The sequence below is a fragment of the Haloarcula sediminis genome, assembly GCF_035656455.1.
Lineage (GTDB): Archaea > Halobacteriota > Halobacteria > Halobacteriales > Haloarculaceae > Haloarcula > Haloarcula sediminis.
This window is the reverse complement of record NZ_JAYMGA010000001.1, coordinates 221,214-235,380: the sequence shown is the minus strand read 5'-3', so window position 1 is coordinate 235,380 and position 14,167 is coordinate 221,214. Positions and strand designations below refer to the sequence as shown.

At 68.4% G+C, this 14,167-nt stretch carries 16 protein-coding genes; 8 read left to right on the top strand and 8 right to left on the bottom strand.

The features are described 5' to 3' along the window. Positions 1–23 precede the first annotated feature (23 nt). On the bottom strand, positions 24–1,304 hold the full coding sequence (locus VJ162_RS01305; protein ID WP_324661878.1) for a polysaccharide pyruvyl transferase family protein: 1,281 nt from the start codon (positions 1,302–1,304) through the stop codon (positions 24–26). A gap of 305 nt (positions 1,305–1,609) precedes the next feature. On the opposite strand from VJ162_RS01305, the gene VJ162_RS01300 reads away from it, so the two are divergent. Continuing rightward, positions 1,610–2,893 carry a glycosyltransferase family 4 protein gene (locus VJ162_RS01300; RefSeq protein ID WP_324661877.1) on the top strand — a complete coding sequence of 428 codons (1,284 nt, stop codon included), beginning with the start codon at positions 1,610–1,612 and terminating at the stop codon, positions 2,891–2,893. An 85-nt stretch (positions 2,894–2,978) separates the two neighbouring features. Here VJ162_RS01300 and VJ162_RS01295 read toward each other — a convergent pair whose 3' ends face one another. After that, a complete protein-coding gene (locus VJ162_RS01295) occupies positions 2,979–3,548 on the bottom strand; it encodes a metal-dependent hydrolase (protein ID WP_324661876.1) in 570 nt (189 codons plus the stop codon). 256 nt (positions 3,549–3,804) lie between these two features. Between VJ162_RS01295 and VJ162_RS01290 the strand changes: the two genes are divergently transcribed. Next, complete coding sequence (locus tag VJ162_RS01290; protein WP_324661874.1) at positions 3,805–4,953, top strand: FG-GAP repeat domain-containing protein; 1,149 nt, start codon at positions 3,805–3,807, stop codon at positions 4,951–4,953. Between the two features lie 127 nt (positions 4,954–5,080). Here VJ162_RS01290 and VJ162_RS01285 read toward each other — a convergent pair whose 3' ends face one another. Then, entirely contained in the window at positions 5,081–5,662 is a 582-nt protein-coding gene (locus VJ162_RS01285) for a hypothetical protein (protein WP_324661872.1), read from the bottom strand. A gap of 298 nt (positions 5,663–5,960) precedes the next feature. Here VJ162_RS01285 and VJ162_RS01280 point away from each other — a divergent pair, with 298 nt between their 5' ends. Then, positions 5,961–6,557: a DUF7344 domain-containing protein gene (locus tag VJ162_RS01280; protein ID WP_324661871.1), complete on the top strand. Its 597-nt coding sequence runs from the start codon at positions 5,961–5,963 to the stop codon at positions 6,555–6,557. Beyond that, positions 6,554–7,006: a hypothetical protein gene (locus VJ162_RS01275; protein WP_324661869.1), complete on the top strand. Its 453-nt coding sequence runs from the start codon at positions 6,554–6,556 to the stop codon at positions 7,004–7,006. Before VJ162_RS01280 ends, VJ162_RS01275 begins: the two co-directional genes overlap by 4 nt. Before the next feature lie 17 nt (positions 7,007–7,023). Here VJ162_RS01275 and VJ162_RS01270 read toward each other — a convergent pair whose 3' ends face one another. The 4 genes from VJ162_RS01270 to VJ162_RS01255 all read right to left on the bottom strand — a co-directional run bounded on the left by VJ162_RS01270 (position 7,024) and on the right by VJ162_RS01255 (position 9,852). Then, entirely contained in the window at positions 7,024–7,878 is an 855-nt protein-coding gene (locus VJ162_RS01270; protein ID WP_324661868.1) for a UbiA family prenyltransferase, read from the bottom strand. Positions 7,879–7,928: 50 nt separating this feature from the next. Beyond that, the gene (locus tag VJ162_RS01265; protein ID WP_324661867.1) at positions 7,929–8,309 is read right to left on the bottom strand and encodes a hypothetical protein; all 381 of its coding nucleotides are present in this window, start codon (positions 8,307–8,309) and stop codon (positions 7,929–7,931) included. Positions 8,310–8,493: 184 nt separating this feature from the next. Continuing rightward, positions 8,494–9,615, bottom strand: a complete 1,122-nt coding sequence (locus VJ162_RS01260; RefSeq protein WP_324661866.1) for a pyridoxal phosphate-dependent aminotransferase — start codon at positions 9,613–9,615, stop codon at positions 8,494–8,496. Positions 9,616–9,687: 72 nt separating this feature from the next. Then, a complete protein-coding gene (locus tag VJ162_RS01255; protein WP_324661865.1) occupies positions 9,688–9,852 on the bottom strand; it encodes a hypothetical protein in 165 nt (54 codons plus the stop codon). 115 nt (positions 9,853–9,967) lie between these two features. Here VJ162_RS01255 and VJ162_RS01250 point away from each other — a divergent pair, with 115 nt between their 5' ends. The 3 genes from VJ162_RS01250 (at position 9,968) to VJ162_RS01240 (ending at position 11,667) form a co-directional block, all read left to right on the top strand. Then, the gene (locus VJ162_RS01250) at positions 9,968–10,648 is read left to right on the top strand and encodes a metallophosphoesterase (protein WP_324661864.1); all 681 of its coding nucleotides are present in this window, start codon (positions 9,968–9,970) and stop codon (positions 10,646–10,648) included. Between the two features lie 165 nt (positions 10,649–10,813). After that, the gene (locus VJ162_RS01245; RefSeq protein WP_324661862.1) at positions 10,814–10,951 is read left to right on the top strand and encodes a hypothetical protein; all 138 of its coding nucleotides are present in this window, start codon (positions 10,814–10,816) and stop codon (positions 10,949–10,951) included. A 362-nt stretch (positions 10,952–11,313) separates the two neighbouring features. Next, complete coding sequence (locus VJ162_RS01240; RefSeq protein WP_324661861.1) at positions 11,314–11,667, top strand: P-II family nitrogen regulator; 354 nt, start codon at positions 11,314–11,316, stop codon at positions 11,665–11,667. 29 nt (positions 11,668–11,696) lie between these two features. On the opposite strand, the gene VJ162_RS01235 is transcribed toward VJ162_RS01240, so the two are convergent. Beyond that, on the bottom strand, positions 11,697–12,956 hold the full coding sequence (locus VJ162_RS01235) for an NAD(P)/FAD-dependent oxidoreductase (RefSeq protein WP_324661859.1): 1,260 nt from the start codon (positions 12,954–12,956) through the stop codon (positions 11,697–11,699). Between the two features lie 82 nt (positions 12,957–13,038). On the opposite strand from VJ162_RS01235, the gene VJ162_RS01230 reads away from it, so the two are divergent. Beyond that, positions 13,039–14,163, top strand: a complete 1,125-nt coding sequence (locus VJ162_RS01230; protein WP_324661858.1) for a threonine synthase — start codon at positions 13,039–13,041, stop codon at positions 14,161–14,163. Positions 14,164–14,167: the final 4 nt, after the last annotated feature.

Here is a 14,167-nt window from a genome sequence, read left to right as displayed (position 1 = left end):
CTATCGGCCATACAGGTGACTCGTCACGGCCGCGTGTGCGGCGTCCCAGCCGACGCGAACCCGTCGGCGGTCGCGAGCGCGGTCCGGAGGTCGCTGACCAGCGCCTCGCTGCGCATCGTCACGTTGTCGGCGACGTGCTGGGAGAGAGCCGCCCCCTCGTCCAGCGCGTCGTCGGTGACCGATACGAGCGTCTCGACGGTCGCCTCGTCCCACGGAATCGCGTACTCGGCGATGTCGAGCGTCCGGAACGTCCCCGGCGTCTTCGGCCCCCACTCGGACCGGTAGACGCCGATAGTGGGCGTCCCCATAGAGAGGGCGAAGATGGCCGCGTGTAGCCGCATCGTCACGAGCAGGTCCATCCCGGCGTAGTGGGCCCGGAGCGCGTCGGGATCGTAGCTCTCGACGTAGCCCACGCCGATGTCGTCGAGCCGGTCGCGGTGCCGGGCGGCCCACGCCTCGTCTATCTCGGTCTGTATCGTCAGCGTGACCTCGTGGCCCGAGTCGACGAGCCCCGCCAGATACGTCAAGAAGGTCTCCTCCATCCGCGCGCCGGCCGCGTCCAGCTCCCCGGTGTCGCCCAACGTCGAGAACCGCGGGACCGCGGCGATACGGCTCGAATCGCCGTCCGAGGGCTCGCTCGCTTCCGGAGTGCCGTTGAGGAAGGCGGTGTCGACGCCGTTGACGAGCTGTGTCGGGAGGCCAAACTCCGAGAGGTAGTCGAACGTGACCGCGTCCCGCGTCATGACGAACTCGGCGTCCGAAAGGAGGGGAACGACCAGCCGCCTTGCGACCCCCTCCAGCGCGAACGTCGTCTGTGGCAACAGGCCGTAAGGGACGCCGTTGCGGCGCGCGACCTGCAGCGGATACAGCATCGCGAGCAGGTACGGGAGACTGCCGTGGCTCGGCGAGTGGTGGATGGCGTTGCCGCCGTTGAAAAGCAGCGCGTCCCCGTCGGTTATCCGGTCGTACAGCGCCGAGTGGACCGACCGGCCCCCGGCGACGCCGGCCAGGTCGACGCCGTACTGGAACCCGTCGCGCGCCAGCGCGGCGAGCTGGGCCGGCCGGGACTGGCGCTCCGGGTCGTAGGTTATCGGGCCGCCGACGAGGGCCCCCTCCCCGAGCGTGTCGAGTTCCTCGGCCATCCGGCGGTACTCCGGCGACTCCGGGGCGAACCGCGAGACGGCGGTCACGTCGGCTCCGGGGCAGGCCCGGGAAAGCAGCGCGAGTGACCCCTCGTTTATCGCGAAATCCCCCGCGTTGCGACAGCCGTAGGCGTAGGCCAGCGTCAGTGAATCCAGGTCCATCGTGACGAGGGGTTGACGGTCCACCCAGTTTAGTAGCCAATCGGTAACGGGGTGGGGGCGCTCCCTGGCCAGTTCCTGTCCCGACAGTCGGCCCGGAAGGCGGTGCGATTCGACAGAGCGGCCGTTCCGCGGCGCCCGCAGTCGCGGCCAGTGTGCGTATAGAACCCATACTAACGTGGATATCGACGGTGCGTTTCGACGTCAATGGCACGTGTACTGACAGCGGTCGACCGCCCGCCGACGGCGTCGCGCCCGACGGGTGACGGCGAGGGAGTCCCGGCCGACTCGGAGGCGCCGAGGTGACGATGGCCGAGCGAAACAGCTACGTCTTCGTCTCGCAGCGCTATCCCCCGGAAAAAGGCGGGAACGCCTCGCGGATTCGGGACCTCGCGGTCAACGTCGCCGACGAAGCGCGCGTGACCGTGCTGGCGCCGCCGACAGCATACCCGCCGGGGAACTTCGAACGGAGCTGGGCGCGCAGCGAGACAGAGCGCGTGGACGGCGTCGTCGTCCACCGCCTGTGGTCCTGGCAGCCACAGGTCGAGAACCCCGGACTCGTCCGCCGGCTCCCGTACTACCTGCTGTTTGCGCTGCACGCCGCCCTCTGGCTCGTCTGGCACCACCGCTCGACCGATGCGGTGCTCACGTCGACCCCACCAATCACGACCGGTATTCCGGGGCTTGTGGCCGCCGCGCTGGGCACGCCCTGGGTCGTGGACGTGCGGGACCTCTGGATAGACAACTCCGTGGCGCTGGGCTACGTCGAGGCCGACAGCCCGCTGGTCCGGGCGAGTCGGCGGTTTCAGAGCCTCGTCCTGCGGACGGCGGACCGCATCACGGTCACGACCGAGTCGCTGGGGACCGCTATCACCGACACGTACGGCGAGGAGCTAGACGACCGGGTTCGGCACGTCCCCAACGGCGTCGACACCGGTCGGTTCGCACCGCGTGCGGACAGCGCCGAGACGGCGCGAGACGGTGGCGAACAGGACGCGGCGCCGCCGGTCATCGTCTACACCGGCAACCTCGGCAGCGCACAGCCACTGGAACCGTGCATCCGCGCGATGGACGAACTCGACCACGACGCAGTCCTGCGGTTCGTCGGCGACGGCGACGAGCGCTCCCGCCTGGAGGCGCTGACCGAGCGACTCGACCTGAGCGACCGGGTGGAGTTCGTCGGGCTGGTCGACCGCGAGGCGGTGCCGGCCCACATCAACGACGCCGCCATCGGGCTGGCGCCCATCAAGGACACCCCCGAGCTGGCCTACGCGATGCCGACGAAGGCCTACGAGTATCTCGCCTGCGGGGTCCCGGTGGTGGTCACCGGGCGCGGCGAAGTGCGGCGGTTCGTCGAGGCCTCCGGCGGCGGTCGCCACGCCGACGTCGACCCGGAAGCCATCGCCGCGGCGTTCGACGACATGCTCGCCGCGCCCGAGCGCCGCCGGCGACTTGGCGCGGCCGGTCGCGAACACGTGGTCGAACAGTACGGCCGCGCGGGCATCGCCGACCGGCTCGGGGACCTGTTGTCGGGACTCGTCAGCACGGACGAGGCGGACCCACCGCCCCAGCGGTCGGCGGTGCAGTCCTGACTGTCGCCGCCGGGGCGTTCATACCGGGGCTGTGCGTTCGTCAAGATACTCGCGGTAGCGAATCAGTTTGTCACCGCCACCAGTATCAGTCGATATCGTGATTCACGCCGCGCGTGACGTAGCGCCCGACCCCTGCGACGCCCGGGAACCCGTCGGCCCACCAGACGGCGATGACGAGGGCGAGAAGCGCCAGCCGACCGGGACTCGCCAGCAGGAACGCCACCGGTGTGGCGACTACCTCCGAGAGGTTCGCCACCACCGGCTCGGCCCCGTCGTACTCGGGGAGCGGGAGGAGCGGCCACAGGAGGAAAGTAAGCGAGTCGAAGTCTCCGGACGGCAGCTTCGGGATGGTGTCACCGACCAGGTGGCTCCCGTAGCCCACGACGAACGCCAGCGCCGGGCCACTGCGGCCCCGCCGAGTAGCGACGTAGAGTACGACGGCCGACAGCGGGACAGCGGTAACGACCGAGTGCGCCAGGCTGCGCCCTGCGGGCAGGACACCCAGCCCCCACGCCAGCGGTTTGTCGACGAGGTCCGGAAACTGCGTCCCGACCGCCGCGGCGACGGCCACCGCGCCGGTGACCCGGTTGGCGCGCAGCCGCCACAGGAGCGAGACGAGGAGATAGCCGAACGCGAGATGCGTCCACGGCCACATTATCGTCGCCCCCGGCGGACCCCGGCGGTCGACGCGGCGACTCGGTGGACGACCCACAGCTGCTGGCAGGGCATGAGCGGCGGGTGCCGATGCGGACGGTTTGTTACGCAGTCCGGAACCGGCCGACGGGATGCGGTAAACCGCCGCTGGAGGGCCGGCGGCAGGGCTGGGCGCGGGTTCCGGGTTCGCCCCGTGACTGGAGCGGTTAGCTGGTGGTTACTCATACCCCGCCTGGGCAAACCATGGGCCACTACACATGAGCGGGTTCAGCCACGAGCGGATCGACGCGCGGCCGCCCTGTACGAAACTCGGCTTCTGTCTCACGACGGACCTGACGGGCAACGGCCGCGAGGACGTCATCGTCGGCGGCGCCGGCGAGGGGGTCCCCGGCAAGGGTCTCGTCTGGGGCGCCGAGCGACGGGGCGTACCCACTGGCGCGATCCGGTCGGCGGTCGGCATCGAGAAAGCCAACCTCTTCTGGTACGAGAACCCCGGTTTCGAGCGCCACGAGATATCGTTCACGCCGGCCCTGGACGTGGGCGGCGCCGTCGGCGACATCACCGGCACCGGGCGGCCGAACGTCGTTGCCGGCCAGGGTATCAACAACACTGAGCTGTACTGGTTCGAGCCCCGCGCGGACCCGCGCGACCCGTGGGCGCGCCACCTCATCACAGACCGCTTCGAGAAGTACCACGACGTTGCCGTCGCCGACGTGGACGACGACGGCGAGCCGGAAGTCGTCGGACTCTCACAGGAGTCCGAGACCGTCTTCTACTTCGATATCCCGGACGCCCCGCGGCAGTCGCCCTGGGGGGAGGAACACCTCCACATCGTCGACGAGGGCCGGGAAGTCGAGGGCGTCGCGGTCGTCGACATCGACGGCGACGGGCGGACGGAACTGATCGCGGGGCCGAACGTCTACCACCGCGACCCCGACGCCCCGACCGGCTGGCGCCGCGAGGCCATCGTCACCGGCTGGGACAACACGCGGGTCGCCGTCGCCGACGTGGACGACGACGGCGACCTCGAAGTCGTCCTCTCGGAGGGGGATTCGCCCCACCTGGGGACCCACCCCGGGCGGGTCGCCTGGTTTGACCCGCCCGACTGGGAGCAACACACCATCGCTGACGGGCTGTTCTGTCCGCACTCGCTTGCCGTCGAGGACTTCACCGGCGACGGCCGGCCGGATATCTACGTCGCCGAGATGGGGCTGGGCAAGCACAGCGACCCGCGCCACTTCGTCTTCTACAACCGCGGCGGCGAGTTCGAACGCGAGACGGTCGCGACGGGTATCGAGACTCACGAGGCGAAGGTCGTCGACCTGACCGGCAGCGGGCGACCGGACCTGGTCGGGAAGTCCTACGGCCCTGACCACCACGTGGATGTCTGGTTCAACCGGCTCTGATACGGAGTCACCAGATAGCTCGGGTTCGACTATCAGATCCGGAAAACTACGTGTGGCGATACTCGAGCTGTGTCCGACAAGTCGCTCCGAAAAATTTGAAAGTTTAAATCACGGATCCGTAATGAGGTTAGTTGCTCCCGTATGGCCCGTCTGCATCCGTGACGGCAAACGTAATTTCCCCACCCGGTAAGCTAGCCACGTTGCGCGTATCGATCATCACGCCGACTAGAGTTGAGTCTCCCGAGTTGAGACCGCCGCCACTAGCGTTGGTGGTGTCGTATCCACCGAAATCGTCCCAGCTTGGATAAAAACTATCTTCGGGATAGTTCCCACTGTACTCTTCGTAGACTTCTTTGGGAACAAACTGCCATCTGTCTGGGTTGGCCAGTCCGGACTTGTCGATAGTGATATCGAGTTCATTCGGACCGTTGTTCATCATCTCGAACACGCCATCGAAAGTCGTCACGGCGTCCGCGTTCACGCCTTTGCCACCGTTACCGTTGTCACCGAAGCTCAGCACTAACTGCTTGCCGTTGTTTTTGGCGTACGGTGAGTCCGCTTCCAAGCCCAGGTACGCTTGCTGGTCGCCCTCCACGTTAACGTTGACAGTACGCGTCGCCTCGACACTTGCAAACGCACCAGTACCCACTGCAGCGGCCGAGCCAGCCGCGAGCGATCCTGCGCCGATCAGGAATTTGCGTCGTTTCATTGTTGTATCCTGCACGCCCCGTCCAGCAACGCACAGCACGTCGTCGGGGGGCGTACGCAGTCCTGTCTACCCACTGTCACCCCATTGGTATACGCCGGGGCCGAAGCGCAAACCCCGTTTGCGGGCCTGAAAAGGTTCTTTGCGTGACGACACGACTCCTTCAGACTTGTCGATAAGCGGTTACCGAACAGAAGTCGCAGTTAGATGGCGTCTAAGGTAGACGCCCTTTGCACCTAACTAAACCCGTACGACGCAAGCACAGATGCGAGGCACACTGCGGGAGCGGTGGAGGGGAGCCATGAGCGACGGAAAATTCAGAGACACCACCGGTCGACAGCAGCACCGAGCACGCCAATCGCTATCCGAGGCGACAGTTTTCGAGGTACTGAGCAACGGCCGTCGGCGATACGTGTTCCACTATCTCAAACAGGAGGGGCGGCAGGTGTATCTGCGCGAGCTGGCCGAACACGTCGCGGCGTGGGAGAACGACAAACCGATCGAACAGCTGACCTCCGCGGAGGCAAAGCGCGTGAAAACCGCGCTGCACCAGCACCATCTGCCGATGATGGACAGCAACGGGTTCGTCGAGTACGACTCGATGCGGGAGACGGTCACGCTCGACAACAGCGTCGCCGACCTAGAAGTGTATCTCGACGTCGTGCCGGGCATCGATATCCCGTGGAGCCGGTACTACCTCGGTCTCTCGGTCGTGGGCGTGCTCGCGCTCGGGTGTGCACTGGTCGACACGGGTCCGTTCGCGTGGGTTTCGGGGCTCTCTGCGGCGACGTTCATCGCCGTCGTCGTGCTCGTTTCGGCGCTGGTCCACACGTACCTCAACCACACGCGACTTCGGCTCGGCGGGACGGGCCAGCCACCGGAGGTGAGCGAGAGATGAACGTGGTGCGTGCGCTCGCAGTCGCCGGCATCGTCGCTTCGCTCGTGCTGGTGGCACCCCAGACGGGCGCGTTCACGTCGGCGACGGCCGACCGGTCCGTGTCGGCCTCCGTCACTGACGACGAGAGCGCGTATCTCGGTATTCAGCAGTCACCGGTGTCGGTCGCCGGGAACCGGAGCCAGGAGGCGGTCCTTTTGACGGTGACGAACCGCCTTCCGAGGCCTCTGGACCTGAGCGTCCACATTACAGAGCACAATCCAAACAGTGGACCGACGGTAGCGAGGGCCAACGGGTCAGCCAGGCTCGGCGCCGGTGGGGAGTCGACCGTCACCGCCGCGGTCACCTGTGGGAACAGCACCGGTTCCGAGACGGCCACGGTGACCCTCGACGCGTCGGGGGACGGCGTTTCGATGACGGCGAACCGCTCGGTCGCAGTGGACTGCGTCTGAGCGACTGCCCCGCCGGCTCAGGCCAGCGGCCGGAACCACACCGCGGCCACCAGCACGGCGAGGAAGAGATACGAGCCACGGATGAGCAGCATCGTGGCGAGTTCCGCCTCGGCCCGGTAGGCCACGGCGAGGACGGCGCCGAAGACGAGGGCCCCGCCGGCCGCGGTCAGCGGAATCCCGGGCAGCGCCACTGCCAGGGCAACGACGCCGATCATCGCGAGGGCGAACAGCCCGAGCGCGAGCTGTCTGGCCCGCCGGGGGCCCAGAACGACGGCGACGGTCCGCTTGTCGATGGAGCTGTCGTAGTCGAAGTCCGTCTCGTCGTCGATTATCTTGATGCCGGTCAGCAGACACAGGAAGACGCCGGCCAGTCCCAGCACCCGCGGGCCGAAGTCGGTCGCCTGGGCGTAGTAGCCCCCCAGCAGCGCCAGCGCGATACCGCCGGGATACCCCATCGTCGCGCCGACGGGATTGAGGTCGAGCTGTGGCGCGTGCGTGTAGCCGATGACCCAGGTTGGCGCCGTCACCAGCGCCGCGAGCGGGGAGACGAGCAGCCACAGACCGACGGTGCAGGCCAGAAAGCCCGCGGCGCTTCCGAGCAGGGCCCCGTGACAGCCGCCGACCGTCAGCGGGTGGTCGTCGTCCTCGCCACGGACGTGGAAGTCGACGTAGCCGTCTTTCACGTGGGCCGTGTAGACGGCGAAAAACATCGCCAGCACGTGCAGTCCGGCCACTGTGAGGTCGACGCTCCCGGCGAGGACGGCCCCGAACAGCGAGGTGGCAAGCGGGGGCAACATGAAGACCGGGTGGACCTGAGAGGCGAGCGCCTTCCCGGCGCCGACGACGCCGGGTTCGTGTCGGGCCACTGCCATACCGATGCGAGGGACGGCAACGACAAAAAGACTCGTCCGCCAGTGGCCAGTTACTGCCAGTTGTCCCGGTCGAGGACGAACGGCGAGATGTGAGAGGCAAGGTCGCGAGCGGCGCGCTCGGTGGGCGTGTGGAGTTCGCCCGACACCGCGCCCGCCTCGCCGCCGACCCCCTCCGTCTCGGAGACGGGGTCGGTACCGTCGGGGCTGGTTTCGTACCCGCGCCGCGAGCGAACCCGGTCGCGGAGCCGCTGGAGCGTCCGCTGTGAGAGCTGCGCGTCGAGGTGCTGGAGGTCGTACCTGACGATGTAGCCGCGGGTCGCCGCCCGGACGGCGATGACCGGCTGCCCGCGGGCCGCACACCGGTCCCAGATGCGCTGTTGCTCGGCCGTCGTCGTGTACACCGGCACGTTCGGCGGTGCGAGGTGGTCCATTGGACTCCGATAGCGGTCGGAGCGATATCTGTCCTTCGCCTGACAGCGGCTGTTAATGGTGTTTCGGGAGTGGAGTTGGACAGCCCGACGGCACACGCGGCGTCGACTCGTGCTGTGAGTCCGCCGGCCGGGACTGGTCGGTGCCGCCCCGAGGAACCGGCGGCTCAGTGTCCGCAGATTCGGGCTATTCGAGGGCCGCAGTCGCCTCGGCCATGATATCGATGGCCTCACGCAGGGTCTCGGTGTCCGTGGCGTAGGAGATACGGGCATAGCCCGCGCCGTTCTCGCCAAAGGCGTCGCCGGGGACGACGACGACGCCCCGCTCGATGACCTCGTCGACCCACCCCTCGGGCACCTTCGGCATCGCGTAGAAGGCGCCTTTGGGCGTGGGACACTCCAGCCCCATCTCCTCGAAGCCCGACAGGAGGATGTCCCGGCGCTCCTCGAAGGCGTCGCGCATCTCGTCGACGGGGTCCTGTGGACCCGTGAGCGCGGCCTCGGCGGCGTACTGTGCGGGCGCGGAGGCACAGGCCTGTGCGTACTGGTGGACGCGGAGCATCCGCTCGATGCGGTCGGTCGCGCCGGTGACCCAGCCGAGCCGCCAGCCGGTCATCGAGTAGGCCTTCGAGCAGGCGTTGACGACGACGACGTTGCCCGACTCGTCGAACTCCGCGGGCGAGCGGTGCTCGCCGTCGAACACCTGGTGTTCGTACACCTCGTCGGAGATACACAGCACGTCGTGTTCGGCGGCGATGCGGGCGAACTCGCGCATGTCCTCGGGCGACTGGACCGCCCCCGTCGGATTGGCCGGGGAGTTGACGACGAAGGCCGCGGTGTCGTCGGTGATGACGTCCTCGACGGTTTCGGGCGCCATCGTCAGGTCCTCGCGCAGCCCGACCGGCTTCGGCGCCCCGCCGGCCAGGTTAGTCAGCGCGTCGTAGGAGACGAATCCGGGGTCTGGGAAGATCACTTCCTGGCCCTCGTCGACGTGGGCTTCCAGGGCGATGTGGAGCGCCTCGCTCCCGCCGGAGGTGGCGATGACGTCTTCGGGGTCCACGTCGAGGTCGTTGTCCCGCTTGTGTTTCGCGGCGATGGCCTCGCGGAGCTCGCGGGTCCCCTTGTTTGACGTGTAGGCGTCGACGTCGCCGGCCCGTATCGCCTCGACGGCGGCCTCGCGGGCGTGGTCGGGCGTCGGAAAGTCCGGCTGGCCCAGACCGAGGTTGATGGCGTCCTCGCCGGCGGCCTCGAACACTTCGCGGATGCCCGAGATAGACACCGCTTCGACGCGACTGGAGAATCCTGTCATACCTCCTCTGGGGGCGGCCGGGCCGATAATTCTTCCCGATTCGACCGCTCTGTAGCCCGTCTCGCGCCCCAGCTACGCCTCGCGGTTCGCCGTCCGAAGCTGTTCGACGGCGCTCTCCAGCCGTCGCAGCGTCGCGTCGGCGTCCGTGTAGCCGCGGTCGTACTCCTCGTAGGCCGAGTCGGCCTCCGAGAGGAACGCTTCGACTGCCGATTCGAGGTCGTCGGAGCTGTCGCTCATACCAGCCCGGACGCGCTCGCGGTAGAAAACACCCTCACTTCGCCACGGCGTCGCGACCCCAGCGAGCTTGCGAAGTGCGTCATCGGTTTGTACACGGAGCCCGGACGACACGTCGATGGAACTGACCTACGACGGGCGGGGGGTAGTCCTCGGCGACGTGCTGGTCGTCGCGGACCTCCACGTGGGCCGGGGCACCGGCGGGGAACTCGAGTTCCCGGTCGGCTCGGGGAGCGACATGGTCGAGCGGTTCCGGGACCTCCTCAAACGCCACGGCCCCGAGGAGGTCGTACTGGCCGGCGACCTCCTGCACTCCTTCCAGACGGTCCCCAGAACCGTCACAGACACCGTCGATGGACTGCGAGCCGCCTGCCGCGAGGCCGGCGCCCGTCTCGTCGTCACCCCGGGGAACCACGACACGATGCTCGACTCGGTGTGGGACGGCCCCACCGAGCGAGAGTACCGCGTCGGTGACACGCTGGTCCTGCACGGCCACGAACCGCCGGAGGGCGACGCCGACCGCTACGTCGTGGGCCACGACCACCCGACCATCGAGATCGAGGGCCAGCGCCGGCCCTGCTATCTGGTCGGCGAGAGGCAGTATGGCGGCGGCGACGTGGTGATGGTCCCGTCGTTCAACAAACTCAACGCCGGGGTTCGGGTCAATGCGATGTCCGCAGGCGAGTTCCAGTCCCCGCTGGTGACCGACGTGGACCGACTGGCGCCCGTGGTCTGGGACGAGAGCGCGCGTGAGAGTCGAGCGTTCCCGCCGCTTGGGGAGTTTCGGCGGCTGTTGTAACGGTCGCCGGCGTGTCCGGCCGCCGTCGGTAGTGGCATAGCCGACAGTTCTTCGACAGCGGATAGCGCCGCGTCGGTGCTCGACCGGAGCGGTGCCGGAACAGCCCGGGCAGTCACCTGTGACAGGTTCGGTAAGTATTTGGGCTATCGGGGGAGAACAGCGAACATGATTCAGACAGGACCGGCACTCGCGCTTATCGCGACGACACTCGTCTGTATGGTGTTGCTGTATTTCGCGACCATCAAATACGTCTCGGACGTGTTACTCGACGACGACCACGGCGACGGCGACCACGCCGCGTGAGCTATCCCGCGTGACTCCCGGCGGGACCGTCGACTGAGCCCCGCCGGAGACCGCTGCCGAGGCTGCTGAATATTCTAACGGAACGCTGCTGGGATAGCGGCGCTTCTCCAACCGTGTTCAAGGACTGGGCATGCGTATAAGGGTAGTCTTGATTACTTCGGCATCTCACCACTCATTCGAGATGGATACTGCACATATCTCGACAGCAGAGCCAGAACAGGACAGCCTGTCAGTTCGGTCTGTGAGAGAGGCCCCGGCCCCCGATGCCGGCGGTCGACCCGCCGAGACGGATGCTCCGACCTGTCGCCGGCGGGTCGGGCCGAGAGTGCGCGCTGACGGCGGCCACAGTGGAGGCCCGAGCGATGACTGAGTCGGAGATACAGATGGTGGTCGCGATAATCCGACCGGAGAAGCTCGGCGCCGCAAAGCAGGCCCTGGCCAGGGTCAACGCCTCGTCGCTCACCGTCACCAACGTCTCCGGGCGGGGGTCCGAATCGGTCAAGACCGAGCAGTGGCGCGGCGAGGAGTACACCGTCGACCTCATCGACAAGGTGAAAATAGAGTGTGTCGTCGCGGACATCCCGGCCGAGGACGTGACCGAAGCCATCGCCGAGGCGGCAAAGACCGGCAATCCGGGCGACGGGCGGGTCTTTGTCCTACCAGTGGAGGAGGCAGTGCGGATACGGACCGGCGAGCGGGGGCCGGAGGCCGTCTGACCGCCGCGGCGGTGGGGCGACGCGGCGAGCTACTGGCACAGCGCCGCGGCAACCCGCCCGCTCTCCAAGGCGCCCTGTATCGAGGACCAGCGGGTGTAGTCACCGGCCAGGGCAACCGGTCCCGCGGGCGCGTCGGGGTCCGGGACCGATTCGCGGAAGCCGGGGGGCTGGGCGAACTGCGCCAGCGGGACGCGGTCGGTCCGAAGGAGCTCCAGCGCGTCGAAGCCGGCCGACGGGTACCACGAGGCGAGCGCGTCGTACACGTCGGCCGCGAGGTCCTCGTCGTCTGCGTCCTGTGCTCCGAGGAAGGTCGCGCTGTATAGCTCCATCCCCTCGGGGGCGTACTCCGGGGCGACCGCCGACAGCGGCGCGACGGTGTTTGGCCGGTCGTCGGCCGCGTTGAGCACGATGCGTTTACCCATGCTCGGGGCCTTACTCGTCGGCAGCGAGAAGTACTGGGTGACACAGCCAAGCGTCTCCGTCGGGATGGTGTCGACGCCGGTCAGGTCGGCGGCCGTCACGGGGTCCGTCGCCACGACACACGCGTCCGCCGTGACAGTCTCGCCGGCCGTCTCGACGGTCACCGTGTCGTGTCCGGCCGCCGCGTCGACGGTCTCGACGGTGCGGTCCGTCTCGATTGTCGCGCCGGCCGCCGCGGCCCGGTCGGCGAGCTGTTCGGGCATGGCCTGCATGCCGCGAGCGGGGACGAATATCTCGCCCTCCGAGAGCATCTTGTAGGTGTACTCGAAGACGGCGCTGTCGGTCGAGAGCGACCGGTCGAGCGTGATACCGCCGTAGAAGGGGGCGGCAAAGCGCTCGACGAATCGCTTCGAGAACCCCCGGTCGGCCAGGTAGTCGGCGATGGACTCGCCGCCGCCGTCGAGCAGCGCCTCCGGGTCTTTCGCGGTGAGTTCGCGCTGGAGTTTGAACACGCGGAGCTTGTCGGCCGTGCGAACGTCGCGGTTGAATATCGTCTGTGGGGCCGCGGTCGGGTTGCGAAGCGGGTCCGACAGCACCGAGCGGTGGTTCGGGCGGGCGATGGTCGCCCCCGGCGTGAACGGCCGCGGCGAGAGGGCTTCGACGTCGAGTTCGCGCTCGACCGCGGGATACGCCGAGAACAACACCTGAAACCCGCGGTCGAAGGTGTAGCCGTCCTCGTGGGCCGTCCGGACGCGGCCACCGACGCCGTCGCTCGCTTCCAGCAGCGTCACGTCCTGTCCCGACTCGGCGAGGTGGCGGGCCGCGACGAGCCCCGCGAGGCCGCCACCGACGACCACGGCGTCTGTCATGGCCGGGAGTTCGGACGCCCGGGCCAAGAGCGTGCTGGAATATACCGCACGACACTTGTGGGAGCCAGCCCGACGTGGGACTATGCAGACGACAGCGGCGGTTCGTGGCCTCTCCTGTACGGCGTGTGGCGAGTCGGTCGACCCCGGTATCGAGCGCTGTCCCGACTGCGGGGGCGTCCTCGTCGTCGACTTCGACGCCGACGCGGTCGATGGGCCCGCCGACGCCCACCCGTTTCCGCCCGGGACGACCGTCAGCATCGACGAGGGGGCGACGCCGCTCGTGCCCGTCCCCGAGCTGGCCGACGAACTCGGCGTCGGCGGCGTCGCCATCAAAGACGAGGGGCGCAATCCCACGGGGTCGCTCGCCGACCGGAAACTCTCACCGGCCGTCTCGGCCGCCGTCGCGGACGGCGCGGAGCGGGTCGGGACACCCTCGCCGGGCAACGGGGCCCAGTCGGCGGCGGCCTACGCCGCCCGCGCGGGCGTCGACTCGAAGGGGTTTGTCCCCTCGCGGTGTCCGTTCCTCAACAAGGCGATGGTGAACGTCCACGGCGGCGACATGTACGTCGTCGAGGGGCGCTACGCGGACGCCGTCGAGGCATTCGCCGACAGCGACGAACCGCTCACCTCGGTCGCGCCGGGCCACCCGTTCCGTATCGCCGGCGCCAAGGCGCTCGCCCTGGAGTTGCTCGCCGACCGCGAGAGCACACCTGACGCGGTCGTCCATCCGACCGGCCACGGCGAGACGGTTCTCGGGCTCGAACGCGGGTTCGCCCTCGCCGCCGACGCGGGACTCGCCGACGCAGTCCCGCGAATCTACGCCGCACAGCCGGCCGACTGCGCGCCCATCGCCACGGCGGCCGCCGACGGCGAAACCGAGCCGGGACCGGTCGACCACCCCGACACCATCGTCGGCCCGCTGGAAGTACCGGACCCCGCGGCCGGGCGCGCTGCTCTCGACGCTATCGCCGCTACCGGCGGCGACGGCGTCGCAGTCCCCGACAAGGAGATACTGCAGGCCGCTGTCGACGGCTGTGAGATGGGGCCCGAGGTCGGCGCGACCGGCGGCACCGGGATCGCCGGCGTGCGAGCGCTTGCCGACCGGGGCGCCTTCGACGCCGACGAGGAAGTCGTCCTCGTAAACCCCGTCGCCGGCAGCAAGGAGGCCGACCTCCTGCGGTCGCACTTGATGAGCCAGGGGATGTGAGCCG

Excerpts from the sequence above, each read along its gene's own strand:
- VJ162_RS01295 (WP_324661876.1), bottom strand. The coding sequence starts at position 3,548 with ATGTGGCCGTGGACGCATCTCGCGTTCGGCTATCTCCTCGTCTCGCTC.
- VJ162_RS01235 (WP_324661859.1), bottom strand. The coding sequence starts at position 12,956 with ATGACAGACGCCGTGGTCGTCGGTGGCGGCCTCGCGGGGCTCGTCGCG.
- VJ162_RS01265 (WP_324661867.1), bottom strand. The coding sequence starts at position 8,309 with ATGGACCACCTCGCACCGCCGAACGTGCCGGTGTACACGACGACGGCC.
- VJ162_RS01280 (WP_324661871.1), top strand. The coding sequence starts at position 5,961 with ATGAGCGACGGAAAATTCAGAGACACCACCGGTCGACAGCAGCACCGA.
- VJ162_RS01260 (WP_324661866.1), bottom strand. The coding sequence starts at position 9,615 with ATGACAGGATTCTCCAGTCGCGTCGAAGCGGTGTCTATCTCGGGCATC.
- VJ162_RS01270 (WP_324661868.1), bottom strand. The coding sequence starts at position 7,878 with ATGGCAGTGGCCCGACACGAACCCGGCGTCGTCGGCGCCGGGAAGGCG.
- VJ162_RS01230 (WP_324661858.1), top strand. The coding sequence starts at position 13,039 with ATGCAGACGACAGCGGCGGTTCGTGGCCTCTCCTGTACGGCGTGTGGC.
- VJ162_RS01245 (WP_324661862.1), top strand. The coding sequence starts at position 10,814 with ATGATTCAGACAGGACCGGCACTCGCGCTTATCGCGACGACACTCGTC.
- VJ162_RS01290 (WP_324661874.1), top strand. The coding sequence starts at position 3,805 with ATGAGCGGGTTCAGCCACGAGCGGATCGACGCGCGGCCGCCCTGTACG.
- VJ162_RS01250 (WP_324661864.1), top strand. The coding sequence starts at position 9,968 with ATGGAACTGACCTACGACGGGCGGGGGGTAGTCCTCGGCGACGTGCTG.
- VJ162_RS01255 (WP_324661865.1), bottom strand. The coding sequence starts at position 9,852 with ATGAGCGACAGCTCCGACGACCTCGAATCGGCAGTCGAAGCGTTCCTC.
- VJ162_RS01240 (WP_324661861.1), top strand. The coding sequence starts at position 11,314 with ATGACTGAGTCGGAGATACAGATGGTGGTCGCGATAATCCGACCGGAG.
- VJ162_RS01275 (WP_324661869.1), top strand. The coding sequence starts at position 6,554 with ATGAACGTGGTGCGTGCGCTCGCAGTCGCCGGCATCGTCGCTTCGCTC.
- VJ162_RS01305 (WP_324661878.1), bottom strand. The coding sequence starts at position 1,304 with ATGGACCTGGATTCACTGACGCTGGCCTACGCCTACGGCTGTCGCAAC.
- VJ162_RS01300 (WP_324661877.1), top strand. The coding sequence starts at position 1,610 with ATGGCCGAGCGAAACAGCTACGTCTTCGTCTCGCAGCGCTATCCCCCG.
- VJ162_RS01285 (WP_324661872.1), bottom strand. The coding sequence starts at position 5,662 with ATGAAACGACGCAAATTCCTGATCGGCGCAGGATCGCTCGCGGCTGGC.